The organism is Brevibacterium sediminis (assembly GCF_013623905.1).
Taxonomy (GTDB): Bacteria; Actinomycetota; Actinomycetes; order Actinomycetales; family Brevibacteriaceae; genus Brevibacterium; species Brevibacterium sediminis.
In genome coordinates, this window is sequence record NZ_JABKDD010000001.1 from 82,545 (window position 1) to 103,985 (window position 21,441).

Below are 21,441 nucleotides of genomic sequence, written 5' to 3' on the forward strand. Positions count from 1 at the left end.
CGCCTCACCAGAAGCGGACGCGACATCAGTATCGTGCGGCGCTGTGGTGGCTTCCGCCATCCTCACTCTGCCTTTGCGAAGTCGAACGAGATGTCGGCGTTGGAGACGAACTTCTCAATGCTCGAACCGACGGCGACGGTGCTGACCGGCTGGACGAGCGGGATCCACACCGCGGTGTCGGTGGTCGCCTTGAACAGCTTCGCGTAGGCGGCATCGCGCGCGTCACCCTTCGCCTTGGCAGCTTCGTCCGCAAGCTTCTTCAGCTTCGGGTCCTCGCTCCAGTTCACGCGATCGGCAACGTCGCCGCCGGGAATGAAGACGTTGTAGTTCGTCGGATCGGGGAAGTCCGCGCCCCAGGTTCCGATGCCCATCGGCTGTTTGGCAGAGCGGAAGCCGTCGAGCTGAGTCGAGCTCGGAGCAGGTTTGAGATCGAGGTTGATGCCGGCCTCCTTCAGCTGCGCCTGCAGGGTTTCGGCGAGCTGTGCGAGGTCGACTCCATTGACGGCCTGATCACTCGAATAGTGGAAGGGGACCTTCTCTCCGTCGTAGCCAGCCTCCTTCAGCAGCTTCTTCGCCTTCTCGAGGTCGCGTTCAGGAGCCTCGTCCTTCGGGACGGCACCGACGAACTCGTTCGGCACGAGACTGGCCATGCGCTGGGATCCCTTCCCTGCGAGGTCGATGAGTTTGTCGTAGTCGATCGCCGCCATGACGGCCTTGCGGAAGTTCGGGTCCGCTGCGGGGCCGCCGATCTTCTCATCGGCGTTGTTGAAGATGTAGAGGCTGCGAGTCGAGGGCAGGCTGGAGATCTTGCCCATCGACTCATCGATCTGCTTCGCCTGATCGGCGTTGAGGTCGTAGGCGACCTGCGCCTGACCCGACTGGATGTCGGTCAGCTGCGTCTCTGCGGAGACATTGCGCAGGACCACTCGCTTGTACTTCGGTTCCGGACCGTTGTAATGCTCGTTCGCGGTCAGCACGACCTGGCTGTCGGCGTCGTACTTCTCCACCTTGTACGGTCCCGAGCCCTGTGAGTTCTCATTGAGGAACTGTTCGGCGCCGTCCTTCTCATCTGTGGTTCCCTCGTTCTCCTTGACCATCTTCGAATTGACGATGCCGATCGAGGAGTTGGGGAGGATGTAGGGCAGTGCAGGGTTGGGCTCTGCGCTGGTGAGCGTGACCGTCTTGTCGTCGACCTTCTTCACCTTGACCCCGTCGAGGAAGAACGAGGGGTTGCCCTTGATGCCCTGAAGGCGTTCGAAGGAGAAGACGATGTCGTCGGCGGTGACGGGATCGCCGTTGGAGAATTTCGCATCCTCGTCTTTGAGGGTCAGCGTCATCTCCTTGCTGTCCTCGGACATTTCGAATGAGCAGAGGCCATCGGTGGGCTTGGTGAGGTCACCGTCCTCGAATTCGAGCGCCGTCTGGTAGATGGCGCTGTCGATCGTCGAACCGGTGAACTCGAATTGTCGATGCGGGTCGATCGTCTTGAGGTTGAAGGCGGTCTCGGCCACGATCGTGTCGCCGGCGCCGCCGGCTTCGTCGGAGCCGCTGCCGCAGGCGGCGAGTCCGGCGGTCAGTGCGAGAGTGGAGCAGATTGCGACGAAATTGCGGGTCAGACGCCTCATGTGTGATCTCCCTAACAGTAAGTGTTGTGAGTCACATTAGAGTCGAAAGCCCTCCCATGCAATTCAACCTGCCACAAAGCTGGAGGATTTCCACTGTGCACTTCCGCCAACGGCACAAGCAGTGGAATGAGGTCTCTGATCTGCGGCTTATGTCGACAGGCGATTGCCTCGCCGTCCGCTGGCCGAGTACGCGCAGCGGAAGTCCGCGCAGGTCACGCGAAGTTGACCGGGGACAGGCCGAGCACTCCATCGGTCGTGGCGTGGGAACGAGCGACCGCCTCGGCGGTCCAGTCGGTGCGATCGAGGTCGGGGACCGCCTCGGCGATCTGGGACCCCCAGCTGTCGTGCCATTGGGCGGGGAAGGCCTGCTTGAGCAGATCGACCATGATCGGCACCGCCGTCGATGCTCCGGGGGAGGCCCCGAGCAGACCCGCGATCGAGCCGTCGGCGGAGACGACGAGTTCGGTGCCCTGCTGGAGGACGCCGATCTTCTGCCGATCCGGTTTGACCAGCTGTGCCCTCTGCCCAGCCGGCACCAGGGTCCACTCATTGCGTCGGGCCAGCGGCAGATAGCGCCGCAGCTGCGCGAACTTCCGGGACGGGCTGGCAGCGAGCTCCTTGACGAGGAACGACACGAGGCTGAGGTTCTGCAGACCGGCGGCCGCGATGACATGCAGGTTGTCAGGCCGCACCGTCGTGAAGAAGTCGGAGAGGCGACCGTGCTTGAGCAGCTTCGTGCTGAAGGTCGCATAGGGGCCGAACAGCAGATGCTCCTTGCCGTCGACGACTCTGCGGTCCAGATGCGGCACCGACATCGGCGGGGCGCCCACATCGGCCTGACCGTAGACCTTCGCATCATGGCGGGCGACGACCGCCGGAGTCGAGCACCGGTAGAAAGCGGCCCCGACCGGCAGGACGGCGTAGCCGCGGACTTCGGGGATCCTGGCTTTCTGCAGGAGTCGCAGCGCGAAGCCGCCGGCCCCGACGAACACGGTCTTCGCGTGCACGGCGAACGGTCCCGCCGGCGTCGATCCGCTGACCGTCCAGCCCGGTGCGCGCGATTCGAGCCGGGTCACTGTGTGACCCGCTCGCACCTCGGTGGACCCGATGCTCAGCAGCGCCGACGTCAGAGCGCCGAAATCGACATCGGTGCCGCGCGGGTGACGGGCCGCCGCCATGGGCTCGTCGCTGTCGGCTCGTCCCTCCATCGTCAGGGGAGCCCACCGGGCGATGGTGTCCGGATCCTCTGTGTACTCCATTGCGGAGAACAGCGGGTCGGCTTTCAGGGTGTCGACGCGTCGACGCAGGTAGGTGACGTCCGTGTCCCCGAAGACGAGGTTCATATGTGGGGCCGAGCGGATGAAGTCCGCTGGGTCGAGGAGCCCGAGTCGGACGAGATGGGCCCACCATTGGCGGGTGAGGTGGAACTGTCCGGCGATCTCTGCCGGTTTCGCGCCATCGGCGGGGTCAGGCATGTAGTTGAGCTCGCAGTACCCCGAATGCCCGGTGCCGGCATTGTTCCACGGGTCGCTGCTCTCTCCGGCGATGTCTTCGGCCTTCTCCAGAACGAGGATCCGCAGATCGGGATCGAGCAGAGTCAGCATCGAACCGAGAGTCGCGGACATGATGCCCGCGCCGATGAGGACGACATCGGCGTCGGGCAACTGGTCGGTGTGCTTGGGGTTCGCAGTCATATTCTCACCATGCGCCCCCATGAATCATCCGTCCAATGAGTGATCGGAACTGTATGATCAGAATATGGAACGATCATCCGAGTCCCGCGCGGCGCCGCTGACGGCGCTGTGGGAACTCGTCGAGCTTGCCGATCAGGACGGGCATCTGACCGAGGCCGCCGCCGCCCTCGGAATACCCCAATCCACAATGAGCCGACGTATCCGCGCCCTCGAAAGCCACCTCGGGGTGCCATTGACCGTTCCGCGCGGACGCGCCATCGGTCTGACGACGGCAGCACTGGACCTCGTGGCTGCGGTGCGTGCCCCGCTGACGGAGATCGACGCGGCGCTGGCCGATCTCGCCGAGGCGGCCGATCCCGAGCACGGCACGATTCGGTTCGGATTTCCGCTGACGATGGGCGCCGGTGAGGTGCCCGACCTGCTCGCGGCTTTCAACCGGGCTCATCCCGGCATCCGCCTCGATCTCAAACAGGCCCACGGTGCCGAGCTCGTCGCTGATCTGCAGCGGGGCACCCTCGATCTGGCGATCATCATCCCGCCGCCGCCCGAGGTCAGCCACGAGGTGCTCGCACGTCAGACGATCATCGCGGCTCTGCCCGATGTGCACCCGCTGGCAGGCGTCCGCAGCATCACCCTGGATCGGCTGGCGAACGAGGAATTCATCGCCACCCCTGCGAGTTACAACCTCCGGGTGCTGACCGACCGCTGGTGTCAGACCAGCGGATTCGATCCGGAGGTGAAGATCGAGGTCACCGAGTTCTCGACGATCCGCGAATTCGTCGGCCGTGGAATGGGCGTGGCATTGATCCCGCCCGCGGTGCGTCCGGTCGACGGAATCACCGAGGTGGCTCTGGACGGATCCGAATACGTGCGTGAGATCGCGCTGTGTTCGGCCGTGCGCCGGCCCGGCCGCGTCGTCGAGCGCCTCCGCGACTTCATCCGCGAGCACGCGGCCGCGTGGGCAATCGAGGGCTGAAGCGAAAGTGCGTACATCGTTGAGACCGTCGCTTGTGAGGAAGCTCGGTCCTGGAGTCGGAGGGAGCTGCTAGGTCCGCCATTCCTTCGCGCTGGCGATCTTGCGGAATGCGCGAACCAGAGACAGCACGGCCGGTGATGGCACTCGTTCGGGCAGTTGGGAAAGGACGATTCGTCTCGGCGCTGGATTTCCTCTGATGGAGACGACCTTCACGTCGGGGCTATGAAAATGGACTGCAAGGCGAGGGGCGATGGCCACCCCCAGCCCGGCGGCGACCATGCCCAGAAGCTCTTGGTAGTCATTGGCCTCGAAGACGATGCGCGGCGCGAACCCGGCATCACTGCATATCCGTCCGAGCACCGAGGCCACGGGGTGGGAAGAGCGAGTGATCCATGGATTGTCCGCCACCTCTTTGAGCTCCACGACTCTGCGTCGTGCCAAGGCGTGAGTTGATGGCAGAAGCAGCATCGTGGGCTCTTTGAGCAGCGTCGTCGTCACGGGGATCTGGTCGTCGATCGGCGCCCAGGGGTAGTCCCACACTGTCGCGAGATCGACTTCGCGGCGTTCGAGCGCCTCTTGGATGCGGTCGAGACGGTAACTCTTGACCGTCACATCGAGGTCTGGATGCAGTTCATGGAAATGCTGAAGGATCTTCGGCATCACCGACGCGGCGAAGGTCGGAAATGTGGCAATCCGAACTTCGCCTCGGTCGAGCTGAGCAAACGCGGACATGTCGTTCCTTGCGGCCGTGAGCGCATTGTCGATGGTCGCCGCATAAGACGAGAGCTTGACTCCGGCATCTGTCAGGCGCATGCCCTTCGGGTGACGGACGACAAGCGGAAGGCCGACTTCGCGTTCCAGTTTGCTGATCTGCTGCGACACAGCCGAGGTCGATAACGCGAGTTCATCGGCGGCGGCGGAGAGGCTGCCTGTCCGAAAGACGAGAAGCAGCAGGAGGAGGCGGTCGACGTTGTAGGGCGCTGAACTCATAGTTTAAGCGTAGCTTATAGAGAGGTTACTAAGTGTTGATTGAACTTAACTAAACGATGTGAAAACTTGATGTTCGTCGTCGCAGACAGCGGCGATGGACCAAGGAGAAGCGAGTGGAAAGTCAGCTCCACGGACAGTGGTACAGAGGCGGAACGTCCAAGTGCTGGTTGTTCGCCAATGACGAGATGCCGGCGGACAGAGCTGGGATCGCGCAAGCCTTGTCTGCGGCCTTCGGGTCGGGAGATGACCGTCAGCTCAACGGAGTCGGTGGGGCTTCCTCGACGACCTCCAAGGCTGCCGTCATTTCGCCGTCGGCGATCCCAGGCATCGACGTCAGCTACCTGTTCGCGCAGGTCGGAATCGGCCGGTCGGCGGTCGAGTTCACGTCGAACTGCGGCAATTGCGCTTCGGCTGTCGCGCTCTACGCGGTTCAGAACGGATTGGTCCGACCTGGCGGCGAAGTCACTCCGGTGAGGATGGTGAATGAGAATACTCGTTCCGTCGTGGTCGCTCATGTAGCTACACCCGGAAAGAAGATTCCATCGAACGGCTCCGAAACGATACCGGGAAGCTCGATGCCGGGCATTCCGGTCAACGTCTTCTTCGAAAACGTCGACGGTGCTTCAACCGGCGAGCTGCTGCCGACCGGAGAGGCAGCCACCGAGGTGAGTTGCGACGGTGCTTCGATCACCGTCAGCTGCATCGACGCCGGTGCTCCGGCTTGCTTCGTCAGTGCCGCTGAGCTCGGACTGTCCGGGACCGAGCCGACCGCGGAGATCCGTCTGAGACTCAATGAGCTCGTCGAGATTCGATCGGCCGCATCGAGGTCAATGGGACTGAGCGCCGAAGGCGAGGAGCCGAGCCCCGCCGTACCCAAGGTGGGCCTCATCGCGCCGCCGTCCGACTACACCAGCATCTCCGGAGAGAGGATCTCCGCCGGAGACTACGACATTTCTGCGCGGATGGTTTCGATGTTCGATCTGCATCCCGCCATCGGAATCACTTCGGCGATCGCCCTGGCACGGGCTTCATTCGTGGAAGGAAGTCTTGTCAATGACGCCATCGACAAGCGGGCTCTTCAGCACACCGACGCCGACGACGAGGTGGCTATCCGAATCGGCACCCCCGTCGGAGTCATCGTCTGTCGAGTTCAGCTCACCGGGTCGGGGCAAGTCGCTCGTCTCGGAGTCAGACGGGTGGCGCGGCGGATTGCCCACGCAGACATAGATCTGCCCCTGGTCTCATGAACGACCGTCCCTAGGAATACCTGAATCTTTTCAAGGAAGATCAGCTGACAATGAAGTTGGAGGAACACCCATGTCCCTAGTTCAGATACTCATGCTCGTGGTGCTGGTGGTGATGTTCATCGCCGCCACCAAATGGCCCATCAATATCGGGATCATGGGCCTCGTCGGGGCTTTCGTCTTCGGCACCTTCGTCTTCGGCATGGATGACAAGGAGATCCTTGAGGAGTTTCCCGCGAGCATCGTGCTGACGATCGTCGGCGTGACTTTCTTCTTCAGCATCGCCCAGAAGAACGGGACCATCAGGGTCCTCGTGGATCTGGCTATCCGCGCAGTCCGGGGTCGTATCAATATCGTGCCGTGGATCTTCTTCGTCGTCTCCTCGCTGCTGACAGCGATGGGCACATTCTCTCCCGCCGCAGTTGCTCTGCTGGCACCGGCAGCCATGGGCTTCTGTGCCTCGACCGGCTACAGCGGAGTAGTCATGGGAGCGATGGTCATCAACGGCGCACACGCCGGTGGGTTCTCACCGATCTCCGTGTCCGGAAACATTGTTCGTGACATTGCCGAGGCCAATGGCTTCGAGATCAACGGCGGGGCTCTCTTCCTCGCAGCCTATGTCATCAACTTGTTGGTCACTATTCTCACTGTCGTCGTGATGAAGGCCCTCGGGCGACTGCGTACAGTGCCCGACCCGGACAACCTTGAGAGTTGGGGAGCTCATGGAGACTCCGGTGTGGGAAGCAAAGGGCCCGACTCTGACGGTAGGATGCCTCGGCAGGGAAGCGGTTCTGGAACGGCAGTCGCAGTAGAGACCGAGGTGCGCACAGCGACATCGCCGATGACTCGTCAGGTGTGGCTGACCATAGGCCTCATCGTCGTCATGGTTGTCGGCGCGGTCGGATTCGAGCTGCCGATCGGCTTCCTCGGACTGGCGTGCGGACTCGTGCTGGCGTTCACCTCTTTGAAGAGCTCCGAGAACCTCGTCTCAGGAATCTCGTGGTCGACCGTCCTTCTGGTGTCGGGCATGATCGTCTACGTCAGCCTGCTCACCCACGCCGGCGTCATCGATTCGCTCTCGAAGATGGCGGTGGCAATTGGTGCTCCACTCATCGTCGCGATCGTCCTCTGCTACGTCATCGGAGTGAGTTCTGCCTTCGCATCCTCGACTGCGCTGCTCACCGCCCTGATTCCGATGTCCATCTCTCTGCTCGAGCAGAGTGCCCTCAGCGCGACAGCCGTCATGTCGGCGCTCGCGGTATCGGCGACGATCGTCGATGTCTCTCCGTTCTCGACAGACGGTGCGCTCATCATTGCCAACACACAGGGCGGCGAAGCCAAAACAATCTGGCGCGACCTCATGATCTACGCCGGGTTCGTCGTCCTCATCGCCCCGCTTCTTGCGTGGGCTCTGCTGGTGCCGACGGGAATCATCTGACAACCGAACGATACACAGGTCGCCGCCGAATGCCATCGTGACTCGGCGGCGACCTTTCATCTGCTGATCGTTACTCGGATCGGCTGGAGAGTGCACATCGAATTGCAAAGCAACCGGGCAGGCGAGGAGCAGCGCGGGACTTTGCGATTCTCACGCAATGTCAGGCGCGGGTGCGTGCCAGCAGGTAGACGAAATACGGGGCGCCGATGAGGGCGACGATGAGCCCGGCCGGTATCTGCGCCGGAGCGATCACCGTGCGCCCCACGGCGTCGGCGACGGCGAGGCCCACGGCTCCGAGCAGCATCGCCGTGGGCACGACCCGGATATGACGGGCGCCGACCAGAGCGCGCGCAGCGTGCGGGGCGACGAGACCGATGAATCCGACGACGCCGACGGCCGACACACTCACCGCCGCAAGTACGGCCGCCGTGATGAGCACCGCCAGGCGCACCGGTTCACGCGGAACCCCGACCAGCCGTGGGGTGTCATCATCAAGGGCGAGCAGGTCGAGCTCGCGCGTCCACACGAACGCCAGCGGTACGGCGACGAGCAGGGCGAGGGCGACCGGTGCGATATCCGCCCACGCCCTTCCGTACGTCGATCCGGACAGCCACGTGAAGAGGGCAGGCGTGTCCCAGGGATTCGCGCGGACGAGGAACAGTGTGGTCAGCGCGGTGAACCCGAACCACAGACCGATGCCGATGAGGACGAGACGATCGGTATTCATCCCACCCCGCCACGAGAGCCCGTAGACGATGGCGAAGGCGACCAGGGCCCCCACGATGCCGACCCCGGAGACGAGACCGACCCCGGCGCCGGGGATGAGGGTGACGACGATGACGGCACCCAGCCCGGCTCCACCCGTGATGCCGAGCAGGCCGGGTTCGGCCAGGGGGTTGCCTGCACTGGCCTGGACAAGGGTGCCGGAGAGTCCCAGCGCGGCACCGGCGGCCAGGGCAGCGGTGACCCTGGGCGCTCGTGAGTCGAAGGCGAAGTCGATGACGGGTGCCGCCCGGTCTTGGAACCACAGCAGCACATCGCCGAGGAGGTAGAACCGTTCCCCGGTGAGCAGACCGATCACGGCGACGAGGATGAGGACCACGACGCCGACGCCGATGACGAAGCCGGCCCGTCGCGGACCTACCACAGCCGAGTTCGCCGCCGAGGTGGCCGCGGCCGGTGATGCCGTGCGCATCGATCGCGCCAGAAGAACGAGCACGATCGCCCCGAGCACAGTCGTCGTCACTCCCGACGGGAGGGTGATCGCCTCGGTGGCGCCGACGATCGCGCGCAGCAGGGCATCGGCGACGATGACGATGATCGCACCGATGAGACCGGCGGTCGGAAAGAGCACGGCATGACGGCCGAGGCTCGGAACGACGCGGGCGAGGAGCCGGGCGATGACCGGGGCGCAGAGACCGACGAAGCCGATCGGACCGGCCAGGGTCACCGCAGTGGCGGTGAGCATGACGGCGAGGAGGATCCCGATGGCCCGCGTCGACCTGACCGGAACCCCGAGCACCGAGGCGGCGTCGTCGCCGAGACCGAGCAGGTCCAGACGCCTCGACAGCAGGATCGCACCGCCGGCGATGACAGCGATGACGGGAATGCTGCGCAGGGCCGCGGTCCCGTCGAGCTGATTGAGAGTGCCCGAACCCCAGGAGAAGAGACTCGTCGTCTCTTCGGCGAAGAGGATGAGCAGGGTCGACGTCGCCGCCTGCAGCGCCATCGCCGTGGCCGTGCCCGCCAGCACGAGCCGAGTCGTCGAGGCTCCTGCGCCTCCGGCCAGGCCGAGGACCAGGGCTGCGGCAAGCAGGCCGCCGAGGAAGGCGACCCCTCCCGAGGCCCAGATCGGAATCGCAATGCCGAAGGCAGTGACCACGGTGACGGCGAAGTACGCGCCGCCGGTGACCGCCAGCGTGTCCGGCGACGCCAAGGGGTTGCGCGCCAGTGATTGGAACAGGGCACCGGCCACACCCAAGGCGAGGCCGACGAGGATGCCCGCCCCCACGCGCGGCAGCCGGGACCCGACGAGGATGTCACGGGCACTGGGGCCATCCTCGGCGGGGGAGAGCGTGCCGGTCACGGTCGTGAACAGTTCCCTGATGCCGATGCCCGAGGTGCCCTGCGTGATATGCCAGGCTGAAGCGATGACGAGGACGGCAACGAGACCGAGCAGAGCGGAGGCGGTCGACAGGGCACCGACGACTCCGCGGCCGCGGACCGGAACCATGGTCGATTCCGGTGCCGCAGCCGTCCGCTGGGAGGTGTTCGGGCGGGTCAGGGGAGAGGCCACGGTCTACTTGGTCAGTGCGTCGACGTAGGCGTCGAGGGCCTGCTCGGACGACTTGGGTCCGCCGAAGGTCCAAATGCCTGCCGGGAAGGCCGTGGTGCGGTCGTCCTTCACTGCGGGGATGTTCGCCCAGATGTCGTTCTTCTTCAGCAGCTCCACATAGTCCTCGGTCTCAGGGTCCTCGGTCCCGGTGTAGAAGAAGTTCGCCTCACCGACCTTCGAGATGCCTTCGATATCGGTCTGTCCGAGGCCGTACGCGGGGTCGACGTCACCGGTCCACGCGTTCTTCAGGCCCAGCTCCTCGCCGAGTTCGCCGATGAGCGAACCCTGGCCGAAGGGACGCAGCGCCACGTTCGAACCGTTGACCCAGCCGTCGAAGTAGACGAATTCGGTGGTGGCCGGGTCCGCCTCGGCGATGGCCTTCTTCGATTCTTCGAGCTTCGCATCGAAATCGCCGAGGACGGTGTCGGCGCGCTCGGTGCGACCGGTCGCCTCGGCGACGGTGGTGAACGTGTCCTTCATGTACTTGACGGGGTCCTTGCCGTCGGCGCCGGCCATCGCCATCACGGGGATTCCCTGCTTCTCGAGCTGACTGACGATCTTGTCCTTGCGATTCGTCGTTTCGATGATGACGAGATCCGGATCGGCCGACAGGATCGATTCGACGTTGGGTTCCTGGCGAGTGCCGACGTCGGTGGTGGAGTCGGGCAGCTTCTCTGCCGTGTCCCAGGTGGTGAAGCCCTTCGCATCGGCGACGGCGGCGGGATCGACGCAGAGGGAGAGAAGATCCTCGGTGTACTGCCATTCGAGGGATACGACCTTCGCCGCCGGCTTGTCCAGTTCGATCTCGTGGCCGGTGTCGTCGGTGACGGTGACCGGATCCGCCGAGGTGGTGCTCGAGTCGTCCGCACACGATGCGGAGGTCTGTCCCTTCGCATCAGCAGGTGCGTCGGTATCGGTAGTGCCGCACCCGGTCAGGGCCAGTGCGCAGACCGCCGTTGCCGAGGCGAAGGCGGCGAACGAGGTGCGCGACAGAGGTGTTCTGGTCATGGTGTTCTTTCTGTGAACCGATCGACGATCGGAGATGAGGTGGTGCGATTTCTGGGTGTGACTGTCAGAAGGTGGGGTGGTGCGCTTAGAGCGCTGCGGCCGGGCGACGAGTCCGTCGGTGGAGGGCTTCGACCCGGACCAGGCCGGTGTCGGCATCGATCCGGGTCGAGATGGGCAGCCCGTAGACCTCGCTCAGCGTCTCGGCGGTGAAGACGTCTTCGCAGGTGCCGACCGAGCGGATGCGCCCCTGTTCGAGCAGGACCACGTGATCGGCGACGGTGGCGGCATGTTCGAGGTCATGGAGGACGACGCCGACGGCGATGGAGTGGTCGTCGGCGAGTTCGCGCATGAGGTCGAGGATCTCCGCCTGGTAGCGCAGGTCGAGATGGTTCGTCGGTTCGTCGAGCAGGAGGACTCCGGTGTCCTGGGCCAGACAGGTCGCCAACCAGACGCGTTGGAGTTCGCCGCCGGAGAGCTGGTCGACCGGACGGTCGGCCATCACCATGGTGCCGGTGAGGGAGAGTGCGCGATCGACGGCAGCGCGATCGACGTCGGTGAGCCCGGCGAAGCGCTTACGATGCGGGTGGCGGCCGAAGGTGACGATCTCACGGACGCTGAGGCCCGACGGGTGTGGGCGCGACTGGGACAGCAGGGTGACGAACCGGGCGAACTCTCTGGCCGTCAGAGTGCTTGATGGAGTGTCTGCGTCAGCCTCGGTGATGACGACGTCGCCCGAGGTGATCGGATGCAGCCGGGCCAATGAGCGCAGGACGGTGGACTTGCCCGACCCATTGGGTCCGAGCAGGGCGGTGACCCGTCCGGGGACGATCGTCAGGCTCACGTCATGGACGACCTCGGCGCGGTCGTAGCCCAGATTGAGGCCGGTGGCAGTCAGTGCAATCGCATTCACAAATGTTTAGCCTAACCTAAGTCAGCGTTTGAGGGTATCTGTGTGGTGCAGAACACCCGCGTCAGTGCCTGCCGATAGTGTGGGCCTGCGACCGTAGGATGGGACCGATTGAGGAGGAGCAGATGAGATTCATCGCCACGGGGGACTGGCAGCTCGGTATGACCGCGCACTACCTCAGCGACGAGGCCCGGCCCAGGTACCATCGCGCCCGCCTCGACGCCGTTGCCCGCATCGGAGCGCTCGCCGCCGAGACAGGCGCGGAGTTCGTCCTCGTCTGCGGGGACGTGTTCGAAACCAACCAGCTCGACCGCGCGATCATCGCCCGGACTTTCGAAGTCCTCAACGCTTTCACCGTGCCGGTCGTGCTGCTTCCCGGCAACCATGACCCCTTGGACGCCGCATCGATCTATGACTCCCCGGCCTTCTCCTCACGGGTGCCCTCGCATGTGCATGTCCTGCGCGGCAGCGACCCGTTCACCGTCGTTTCCGGGGTCGAGATCATCGGCGCCCCCTGGTCTTCCAAACATCCTCAAGGGGATCTCGTCGCCGCAGCGACGAAAGACCTCGCCGAGGTGGCTGCCGGTGATATCCGGATCATCGCCGGCCACGGAGCCGTGAGCGTCCTCGACCCGGATCGGGAATCGCTGGCCACCATCGACACCGACCATCTGCAGGCACTGCTGCGCGACGACCGGGCCCAGTTCGTCGCGCTCGGCGACCGGCACGCGACCTTCGAGGTCGCCGACCGCATCTGGTATCCGGGAGCACCGGAAGTGACCTCTCGGCGGGAGACCGATCCGGGCAACGTGCTCCTCGTCGACATCGATGCCGACACCCACCGGGCCGAGGTCGAGAAGGTCCACGTCGGCACATGGGCATTCACCGTCATCGAAGCCGACCTCAACTCCGCCGAGGATGTCGCCGATTTCGAAGAGCGGATGAATGCCGTTCCCGACAAGGACCGCACGGCGGTGTGGCTGATCCTGCGCGGCACTCTGCCGACGGCGGCGAAGGCCCGACTCGACGAACAGCTCGACCACTTCTCCGACCTGTTCGCGCTCGTCTCACTCTGGGAGCGTCACATGGACCTGGCCGTCGTCGCTGCGGACGACGACTTCGCCGATCTCGGACTGAGCGGATACCTGCAGGAGACTCTTGACGAACTCTCCGCACGTGCCACCGCAGACGACGACTCAGCAGTCACGGCCCAAGACGCACTCGGTCTGCTCTACCGATTCGCCAGGAGCGGCTCATGAGACTCCATTCCATCCGCCTCATCGACTACCGCGCCATCAGCGACGCCACCGTCGACTTCAGCTCCGGGGTGACGATCGTCGAAGGCCCGAACGAGGTCGGGAAGTCCTCGATCCATCAGGCCATCACGCAGCTGCGCGAGGACAAGGACAGCTCCCGCAAGGCCAGCGTCAAAGACACCCAACCGGTCGGTTCCGACGTCGGTCCGCAGGTCGAACTGCACCTGAGCACCGGGGACTACGAACTCCGATACAGCAAACGCTGGATCAAACAGCCCTTCACCGAGCTGAGCATTCTCAACCCCGTCCCCCAACAGCTCAGCGGCAGCGAAGCACATGAGCGGTTCTTGGCGATCCTCGACGAAACCGTCGATGTCGACCTGCTCGACGCTCTCGACGTCGCTCAGGGCCGGAGCCTCGACCAGGCTTCCCTGGCCGAGATCAAGGCACTGCACGGTGCTCTGGGCGAGGCCGGGGAGGAACCGGCTGACCACGATGCCTTCCTCGACAGAGTCGAAACCGAATACCTGAGGTTCTTCACGGCAAAGGGCAAGGAGACGGGTGAGCTGCGAAGGCTCACCGAAGAACTCCCCGGCGCCGAAGAGCAGCATCGTGAACTGAAGGCTCGCAGCGCCGATATGGACGGGCTCGTCGACCGGCATGCTCGAGCAGCCGAGCGGCTGACGAATGGGCGTAATCAGCTGGCATCGGCCGTGACCGAACGCGAAGAGGCTGAACAGGCTGTGCAGTCCGTGTCCGGGCTCAAGACCGAACTCGATCGAGCTCTCGAACGCGCGGGCGTCGCACAGAGAGAACGTCAGCGTGCCGAGGAGGCGCGAGACCGACGTCAGGCACTCATCACCGAGGTCACTGCGGCCGAAGAGTCGGTGAAGACTGCCGACGATGCACTCAAGACGGTCACGACCGCACAGCAGGAAGAGGACTCGTCTCTCGCCGAGGCGCAGAAGGGCCTCGAGGCCAAACAGGCCGCACTCCTCACCGCTCAGGTTGAAGCGAAGACCGCAGCCGCCGATCTCGCTCGGGCCCGCGCACGCAGAGAGGTCGACACTCTGCGGAAGAGGCTGGCCGACATCCGCGACCAGGAACGCAGAGCAGCTGAGGCGAAAGCGACGATCGGGTCGATCACCGTGACCGCGAAAGACGTGGAGAAACTCGGAGGACTGTTCACCGAGCTGCGCATTGCGCAGAACGCGAAGACCGCGGCCGCCGCACAGATCGTCGCCCGCCGCCTCGGCGATACCGCCGTGAGCATCGACGGAACCGATGTGCCCAAGGGGTCCGCCGAGGAATTCGCCGTCACCTCGGACCTGCAGATCCTCATCGACTCCGTCGTCGACATCACCGTGCGACCGGGACAGTCACCAGCCGAACTCGACCGAGCCGTCGACTCCGCGCAGACCCTTCTCGACGCGGAACTCGACCGGCTCGGCGTGACCTCCCTAGAACAGGCACGCGAACGCAGCGAGGTGCGCACCGATGCCGAGTCCGTGCTGGCCGAAGCCTCATCGACTCTGCGGGTGCTCATCGGCGACGACGACCGCGACGGACTCGATGCCGCGCTCACCCGAGCCGAACACGTGGCGGGGGACCCCGCTGATACGAGCGGAACCGCCGCATCGATCGACGACCTCGAAGCACTGGTCGAATCGACGTCAGCAGCCGTCGACGATGCGACCGCGCAGGTCGAGACGGCTAGGACCGCGCTCGAACGCATTCGCACCGACCGGGATGAGGCACGTGTGGCTGCCGTGCGTGCACAGTCGACGCGCGAACAGGCGGCGACGACGCTGCAGAACCTCAGCACCCGCCTGAGCATGGACAGGGAAGCGAACTCCGATGAGTCCCTCGACGAAGCACTGACCGCTGCCACGGCGACACTGACACAGGCTGAGGACGAAGCCGCTGCCGCACGCTCCGCATACGAGGCCGCCGACCCCGAGACTCTTGAGATGCGACTGCAGAACGCTCTCCAGCTCGTCGACAGCAAACAGAAGCAGCAGGAGAAGGACCGGCAGGAGGTCGATCAGCTCGCGGCTCTCATCGATGACCGTGCGGCCGAGGGCATCTACGACAAGCTCAAAGCTGCAGAGCAGAACGTGGAGTCCATTCGGTCGAAGCAGGCTCGCATGCAGCGGCAGGCAAATGCGATCCGACTATTGCGCGACACCGTGCTCGCACACAAGGAAGAGGCTCAGCGGAGGTACGTCGCCCCGTTCAAGGAGGCGATCGAGAAGCTGGGTCGGGTGATCTTCGGTCAGGGACTGTCGGTGGAGATCTCCGAGAACCTCGAAATCGTCTCCCGCACGCTCGACGGACGCACCGTGGCCTTCGACGCGCTTTCGGGCGGGACGAAGGAACAGTTGGCGCTCATCGGCCGACTCGCCGTTGCCACCCTCGTCGATGCGGAAGCCGGAGCACCGGTCATCCTCGACGATGCCTTCGGCTTCTCCGATGAGCAGCGCCTGGCCGCCCTCAACGTCATCCTCGGCAATGTCGGCCGCACGGCTCAGGTCATTCTGCTCACCTGTCAGCCCGACCGCTTCGCCTCCATCGGCGGCGCCGAAACCGTCAGCCTGGGCTGAATCTCGGCGTCCAGTCTCGACGTCGTTAAGGGGCCTTGCGTTAACCTGGGGGTCATGAGCGAGAAGACCTATGCCGATGAAGTCATCGTCCGCTGCTCCGGCGGCGGGTACTACCGCACTCGCTGGATTCCGCTGATGTCATTCAAATCCATCCGCTTCGGTGCGTATCGCTTCCAATATTGCCCGGTCCACGGCCGATGGGAGATGGCAGGCATTGTCGAGGACGACGAACAGACTCCGGAGATTATCAGCGAGGCAGACAAGTATCCGGCATCCCGCGTCCCCTGAACGACACCGACGCCGCGGAAGCCGGATTCGCGCAAGACCGCCCTGGCCTCAGCCTCAGTCGGCAGTGCCCGCTGCTGCCTTGGCCGCCCGGGCGGCTTCGACGGCATCGGCGCGGATGGTCCGTCGCAGGATCTTACCGGAACTCGTCTTCGGCAGCTGATCGATGAACGTCACCTGGTGCGGAGCCTTATAGGAAGCGAGCTTCTGCCGGCAGAATGACATGATCTCCTCAGCGGTCGCCTCGGCGCCGGGCTGCAGGGTGACGAAGGCCGACACATCCTCGCCGCGGTAGTCATCGGGGATGCCCACGACAGCTGCCTCCTGGATGGCCGGGTGCATGTAGAGTACATCCTCGACTTCCCGCGGCCAGACCTTGAAGCCGGAGGCATTGATCATGTCCTTCTTCCGGTCGACGATGAACAGCCACCCGTCTTCATTCATGAACCCGACATCGCCGGTGTGCAGCTCGCCGTTGGGGATCTGCTCCGCGGTGGCCTGCGGGTTGTTGAGGTAACTGGAGACCACCTGCGGTCCGGAGATCGCAACCTCTCCGACCTCCCCGGGGCCCATGGGCTGACCGTGGTCATCGAGGATGCGGATCATCACATCAGGCTGCGGCAGACCGCAGGCGAGGTTCCCGCTGTCCGGGTCGACCGGGGCTTGGAATCCATGCGGCACGGTGGCGACCTGGGCGCAGGTCTCCGACAGGCCGTAGCCCTGACCGACATAGATATCGGCACGCTCTTCGAATTTGTTGACCAGTCCTTCGGGAAGCGGTGCACCGCCGGACATGAGGGATTTGAAGGATGCGAACTTCTCGGCGCTGAAGTCGGGGTGCGCCATCATCGCCGTATATATCGTGGCCGGGCCGGCCATGTACGCAGGCTTCTGCCGATCACATAGAGCGATGAGCGAACCGGGTTCGAAACGATAGTTCAGGATGAGCCGGGCACCACCGGCCACGGCCGCAAGGAACTGGCAGATGAATCCGGTGATGTGGAACAGGGGAGCCAGTGAGACGTAGCCGTCGCCGGGACCCAGGATCGGGTTGCGCAGGCAGTAGCGCGAGTTGCTCGAGATATTCGCATGAGTCGCTGCCGCTCCCTTCGACCGTCCCGAGGTGCCGGACGTGTAGGCGATGAGACCGAGGTCCGACGGAGCAGGGGAGTACGGGGTGAAGTCGGTATCGAGGTTGTCCTCCACCGCCTCTGCGAACGCAAAACGTCCTTCGGCCGGCGGCAGGTCCTCGAAGCGCGGCAGCTTGTCGAACATCGCATAGATCGCATCAGGGCCATCCGTCTGGAAGCTCCGGTCATCACTGAGCACAACCAGCGGCAGGTCCGAGGTATAGTCCTTGACCCGGTCGAGATAGGCAGCCTGAGAGACGATGAGTCCCTTGACCTCGGAGTCGGCGAAGATGTGCTCGAGCTCGCCGCGGTACATGGGGTTGAGGGGGACGACGGTGCCTCCGGCTTTCCAGACCCCATAGGTGGAGATCACGAACGCGGGGGTGTTTTGATCATAGATGCCGACACGGTCGCCGGGCTTGATCCCGTGGGCCGAGAGGAAGGCAGCGAAAGCTGTCGACCACCGGTCGAACTCCGCCCAGGTCAGGGTGAATCCGTAGTAGTTGATGCCTTCCTCGTCGCCACGGGCGTCGACTGTTGCAGCCAGGTCGGCCAAGGGCGTGGAATCCGGCAGCACATAGGGCTCCTGAGCGAGATCGCCCAAAGTGGTGATCCATGGGCGATCCTCAAACCAATTGTTCGTCATTGAACATCCTTTCGCAGGCGGTGCCGGGCCCGTGCACACTGCTGCGGGCCCGGTGGGGTCTCACTGTATCGAGGAAGAGCCGACCTCAGCCGCGGTATTTCCTGATCTCATTGCGGGCGATGGAGCGCTTGTGCACTTCATCCGGTCCATCGGCCAGACGCAGGGTGCGCATATGCGCCCACATCCGGGCCAGTGGGAAGTCCTCGGTGACTCCGCCGCCGCCGTGGACCTGAACCGCCCGATCGATGACCTTCAGCGCCATCGTCGGTGCGACGACCTTGATCTCAGCGATCTCGTTCTTCGCCACCTTGTTGCCGTACTTGTCCATCATGTCCGCGGCGTGCAGGGTCAGCAGCCGAGCCTGATCGATCTCGATCCGGGACTCGGCGATCCAGTCTTGGATGTTCGCCCGGTTCGACAGCTTCTCACCGAAAGTCACGCGAGATTCTGCGCGCTTGACCATGAGTTCGAGCGCCCGCTCGGCGGCTCCGATGGCACGCATGCAGTGGTGGATCCGGCCCGGACCCAGGCGCGCCTGACTGATGGCGAAGCCTTCGCCCTCGCCCTTGAGAATGTCCTTGAACGGCACGAGCACGTTCTCGAAGATGATCTCGGCATGGCCCTCCCGGTCGGCGTAGCCGTATACGGGCAGGTTGCGCACCACGGTGACTCCGGCGGCATCGATCGGCACGACGAGCATCGACTGCTGACGGTGCACCTCGGCGGTGGGATCGGTCTTGCCCATGACGATGAGCACCCGGCAGTTCGGGTGCATCGCGTTCGACGCAAACCACTTGCGGCCGTTGAGCACGAATCCGTCGTCGGTGCGCTCCATGCTCATCTCGACGTTCGTCGCATCGGAGCTGGCCACGGCCGGCTCGGTCATGGCGAAGGCCGAAGCGATCTCACCCTCGAGCAGGGGCCCCAGGTACTTCTCCTTGTGCTCATCCGTGCCGAAGACCGTGAAGACCTCCATATTGCCGGTGTCCGGTGCATTGCAGTTGATCGCTTCGGGGGCGATCTCCAGGCTGCGCCCGGTGATCTCGGCCAATGGAGCGTATTCGAGGTTCGTCAGCCCGGGTCCCCATTCCGGGTGCGGGTGGAAGAGGTTCCACAGGCCCTGCTTCTTCGCTTCGGCTTTGAGGTCTTCGAGGATCTGCGGCTGTGTGTGGGGGCTGGCCGCCGCGGCCATCTGCTCGGCGTAGACCGGCTCGGCCGGGTAGACGAATTCGTCCATGAAGGCGTTCAGACGCTCCTGATACTCGCGTCCGCGTTCGCTGATTTCCAACACGTGGGCTCCTTGCTTCTCGGTGGGTCTCACACTGCTGTGAGGTCTGGTCTTGGGTGAGTCTCACTCGGTGGTGGGCTCGGTGTCACTGTTCGCTGAGTCGGGCTTGGTATCGGGACATTCCGCGCAGCCAGCGGTCGTAGTCACTGCCTTTCATCCGGTACATCTCGAGGACTTCGGGGTGCGGCAGGATGAGGAACTGCTCGTTCTCGACGGCGTCGAGGACGATGGCGGCCACCTCGGCGGGTTCCAGGACGGTTCCGGCTGAGGTCACGGCCTTCTGGGCGGCGCCGCCGGCGGATCCGGCGTCGTCGAGCAGATTCGTGTTCACTCCCATCGGGCAGACCACCGAGGCGCGGATTCCGTCGTCGCGATAGGTCATAGCCAACCATTCCGCGAATCCGACTGACGCATGCTTCGTCACCGAATATGCGGCCGAGCCGATCTGCGTGAGCAGCCCTGCCGCCGAGGCGGTGGCGACGAAATACCCGGAACCGGCCTCTTGCCAACGGGGGACGAGTGCCTGCGCGGCGCGGACATGGGCCCGCATGTTGACGTCGATGATCGCGTCCCAGTCGGCGTCGGAATCTCCGAGCATCGCCGGACCGATGATTCCGGCATTGGCGAAGTACAGATCGATCCCGCCGAGGCTGTCGTCGGCAGATTCGATGAGCGCACCGATTCCTTCGACCGATGACACGTCGCCTGTCCACGCGAATGCCGAGGTGCCGAGTACGGCGGCGGTGTCGCCGACCGTGGGGGAGAGGTCCGCGAGAACGACTGACGCACCGCGTTCGATGAGCTCGGCGGCCAAAGCGGCGCCGATTCCACCGGCGGCCCCGGTGACGACCGCACGCTTGCCGACCAGGGATGAGGTCATGATCTCTCCAACAGGTCGAGGGCTTGGCGAGCGAGGTCTTCGACCCCGGCTCCGGCCTCTTCCGGGTCGAGATCGAGGTCGCCCATCTTGCCTGTCGCCAGTCGTGTGTAGACGCCTTCACGGATGCAGGCCAGTTTCCACATCGCGAACGCCGAGTAGTAGCTGACATCGTGGACTTCGTGCCCGCTGACTTCCTGATAGCGGTCGATGAGTTCGTCTGTGGTGGGGAAACCGTCGTCGGCTCGGGGCACCCAGATGCTGGTGTACTGTTCGGGCACCGTGAGCATGGCGACGAAATAGCCGAGGTCGGTGAGCACCTCGCCGATGGCTGTCAGCTCCCAGTCGACGACGGCGTTGACCGACCCCGACGGCGCGAAGATCATATTGTTCGGTTTGAAGTCCCCGTGTGCGATTCCCACGGGCGAGCCCGCAGGGTCGGGCATGGCCTCGCGGAGGACATCGTGGACTTCGTGGATTGTCGGAGTCTCGCGCATCGCGATCTTCTCGACCTGCCCGATCCAACGACGCAGCTGCCGGTCGATGAGTCCGCCGGGTCGACGCAGATCGGACAATCCGACAGCATCGACGTCGACGGAATGGATCGCCGCCAGCGCGTCGACCATGCCGAATGCACAGTCGCGGCGGTTCTCAGGTGGGATGGACTCCCACTCGGTGGGAGTGTTGATCGGGAATCCCGGGCAGTGGTCCATGAACACGAAGGGCACGTCGAGGACCTCGGGGTCGTCGACGATGTCGAGGACGGTCGGCACCGGAACGTCACTGTCATTGAGCGCTGCCATGATCCGGCCCTCACGGGCGACATTGTGAGCGCTGCCGCCCTCGTGGCCCAGGGGAGGGCGGCGCAGGACCCAGCGTGGGTTGCCGTCGACGAGGATGGTGAACGTCAGATTCGACCGACCGACCGACATCACTTCGACGTCGAAATCGCTGATCCCGAATCTCCGCTCGATCCATCTGCCGATGCTGTCCGCATCGAACCCTGCCGGTGATTGTGTCATCCTTGACCTTCCCGAGTGAACAGTCGTTCAGTAGAGTTCACAGTATTCATCCCGAGCGGGGGAGTCAAGCCGTGAAAGTGATCACGGTCATAGCCGCTCGGTGTGATAGAGGTGAGA

Annotated in this window: 16 protein-coding genes; 6 read left to right on the forward strand and 10 right to left on the reverse strand. The window is 64.2% G+C overall.

Going from position 1 to position 21,441, the window contains the following annotated elements:
* Positions 1-62: 62 nt before the first annotated feature.
* Complete coding sequence (locus HK108_RS00395; RefSeq protein ID WP_181270319.1) at positions 63-1,625, reverse strand: ABC transporter substrate-binding protein; 1,563 nt, start codon at positions 1,623-1,625, stop codon at positions 63-65.
* 212 nt (positions 1,626-1,837) lie between these two features.
* Positions 1,838-3,319, reverse strand: a complete 1,482-nt coding sequence (locus HK108_RS00400; protein WP_181270320.1) for a malate:quinone oxidoreductase — start codon at positions 3,317-3,319, stop codon at positions 1,838-1,840.
* Positions 3,320-3,383: 64 nt separating this feature from the next.
* Between HK108_RS00400 and HK108_RS00405 the strand changes: the two genes are divergently transcribed.
* Positions 3,384-4,295: a LysR family transcriptional regulator gene (locus HK108_RS00405; RefSeq protein ID WP_181270321.1), complete on the forward strand. Its 912-nt coding sequence runs from the start codon at positions 3,384-3,386 to the stop codon at positions 4,293-4,295.
* 69 nt (positions 4,296-4,364) lie between these two features.
* On the opposite strand, the gene HK108_RS00410 is transcribed toward HK108_RS00405, so the two are convergent.
* Positions 4,365-5,285 carry a LysR family transcriptional regulator gene (locus HK108_RS00410; protein WP_139469629.1) on the reverse strand — a complete coding sequence of 307 codons (921 nt, stop codon included), beginning with the start codon at positions 5,283-5,285 and terminating at the stop codon, positions 4,365-4,367.
* A 113-nt stretch (positions 5,286-5,398) separates the two neighbouring features.
* Here HK108_RS00410 and HK108_RS00415 point away from each other — a divergent pair, with 113 nt between their 5' ends.
* A complete protein-coding gene (locus HK108_RS00415; protein WP_181270322.1) occupies positions 5,399-6,532 on the forward strand; it encodes a PrpF domain-containing protein in 1,134 nt (377 codons plus the stop codon).
* 70 nt (positions 6,533-6,602) lie between these two features.
* Positions 6,603-7,967, forward strand: a complete 1,365-nt coding sequence (locus tag HK108_RS00420) for an SLC13 family permease (RefSeq protein WP_181270323.1) — start codon at positions 6,603-6,605, stop codon at positions 7,965-7,967.
* Between the two features lie 160 nt (positions 7,968-8,127).
* Here the strand turns inward: HK108_RS00420 and HK108_RS00425 are convergent, their stop codons facing one another.
* From HK108_RS00425 to HK108_RS00435, 3 genes are all read right to left on the reverse strand, one after another.
* Positions 8,128-10,263 (reverse strand): iron ABC transporter permease, encoded by a 2,136-nt coding sequence (locus HK108_RS00425; protein WP_268236614.1) that lies wholly within the window; start codon positions 10,261-10,263, stop codon positions 8,128-8,130.
* A 3-nt stretch (positions 10,264-10,266) separates the two neighbouring features.
* A complete protein-coding gene (locus HK108_RS00430) occupies positions 10,267-11,310 on the reverse strand; it encodes an ABC transporter substrate-binding protein (RefSeq protein WP_181270324.1) in 1,044 nt (347 codons plus the stop codon).
* 85 nt (positions 11,311-11,395) lie between these two features.
* Positions 11,396-12,220: an ABC transporter ATP-binding protein gene (locus HK108_RS00435; RefSeq protein WP_181270325.1), complete on the reverse strand. Its 825-nt coding sequence runs from the start codon at positions 12,218-12,220 to the stop codon at positions 11,396-11,398.
* Positions 12,221-12,342: 122 nt separating this feature from the next.
* On the opposite strand from HK108_RS00435, the gene HK108_RS00440 reads away from it, so the two are divergent.
* Genes HK108_RS00440 through HK108_RS00450 form a run of 3 tightly spaced genes read left to right on the forward strand, consistent with a single transcriptional unit; the run spans position 12,343 to position 16,364 of the window.
* Positions 12,343-13,476, forward strand: coding sequence for a metallophosphoesterase family protein (locus HK108_RS00440; protein ID WP_181270326.1), 1,134 nt, complete (start codon positions 12,343-12,345; stop codon positions 13,474-13,476).
* Positions 13,473-16,076: an AAA family ATPase gene (locus tag HK108_RS00445; RefSeq protein WP_181270327.1), complete on the forward strand. Its 2,604-nt coding sequence runs from the start codon at positions 13,473-13,475 to the stop codon at positions 16,074-16,076. Before HK108_RS00440 ends, HK108_RS00445 begins: the two co-directional genes overlap by 4 nt.
* A 54-nt stretch (positions 16,077-16,130) precedes the next feature.
* A complete protein-coding gene (locus HK108_RS00450) occupies positions 16,131-16,364 on the forward strand; it encodes a hypothetical protein (RefSeq protein ID WP_181270328.1) in 234 nt (77 codons plus the stop codon).
* A 54-nt stretch (positions 16,365-16,418) separates the two neighbouring features.
* On the opposite strand, the gene HK108_RS00455 is transcribed toward HK108_RS00450, so the two are convergent.
* The 4 genes from HK108_RS00455 to HK108_RS00470 form a co-directional block, all read right to left on the reverse strand.
* Positions 16,419-18,137, reverse strand: a complete 1,719-nt coding sequence (locus tag HK108_RS00455; RefSeq protein WP_181270329.1) for a class I adenylate-forming enzyme family protein — start codon at positions 18,135-18,137, stop codon at positions 16,419-16,421.
* A gap of 85 nt (positions 18,138-18,222) precedes the next feature.
* Positions 18,223-19,428: an acyl-CoA dehydrogenase family protein gene (locus HK108_RS00460; protein ID WP_172168705.1), complete on the reverse strand. Its 1,206-nt coding sequence runs from the start codon at positions 19,426-19,428 to the stop codon at positions 18,223-18,225.
* An 82-nt stretch (positions 19,429-19,510) separates the two neighbouring features.
* The gene (locus tag HK108_RS00465; RefSeq protein WP_181270330.1) at positions 19,511-20,305 is read right to left on the reverse strand and encodes an SDR family oxidoreductase; all 795 of its coding nucleotides are present in this window, start codon (positions 20,303-20,305) and stop codon (positions 19,511-19,513) included.
* The gene (locus tag HK108_RS00470; RefSeq protein WP_139907412.1) at positions 20,302-21,324 is read right to left on the reverse strand and encodes a phosphotransferase family protein; all 1,023 of its coding nucleotides are present in this window, start codon (positions 21,322-21,324) and stop codon (positions 20,302-20,304) included. The genes HK108_RS00465 and HK108_RS00470 overlap by 4 nt, the downstream gene beginning before the upstream one ends.
* Positions 21,325-21,441: the final 117 nt, after the last annotated feature.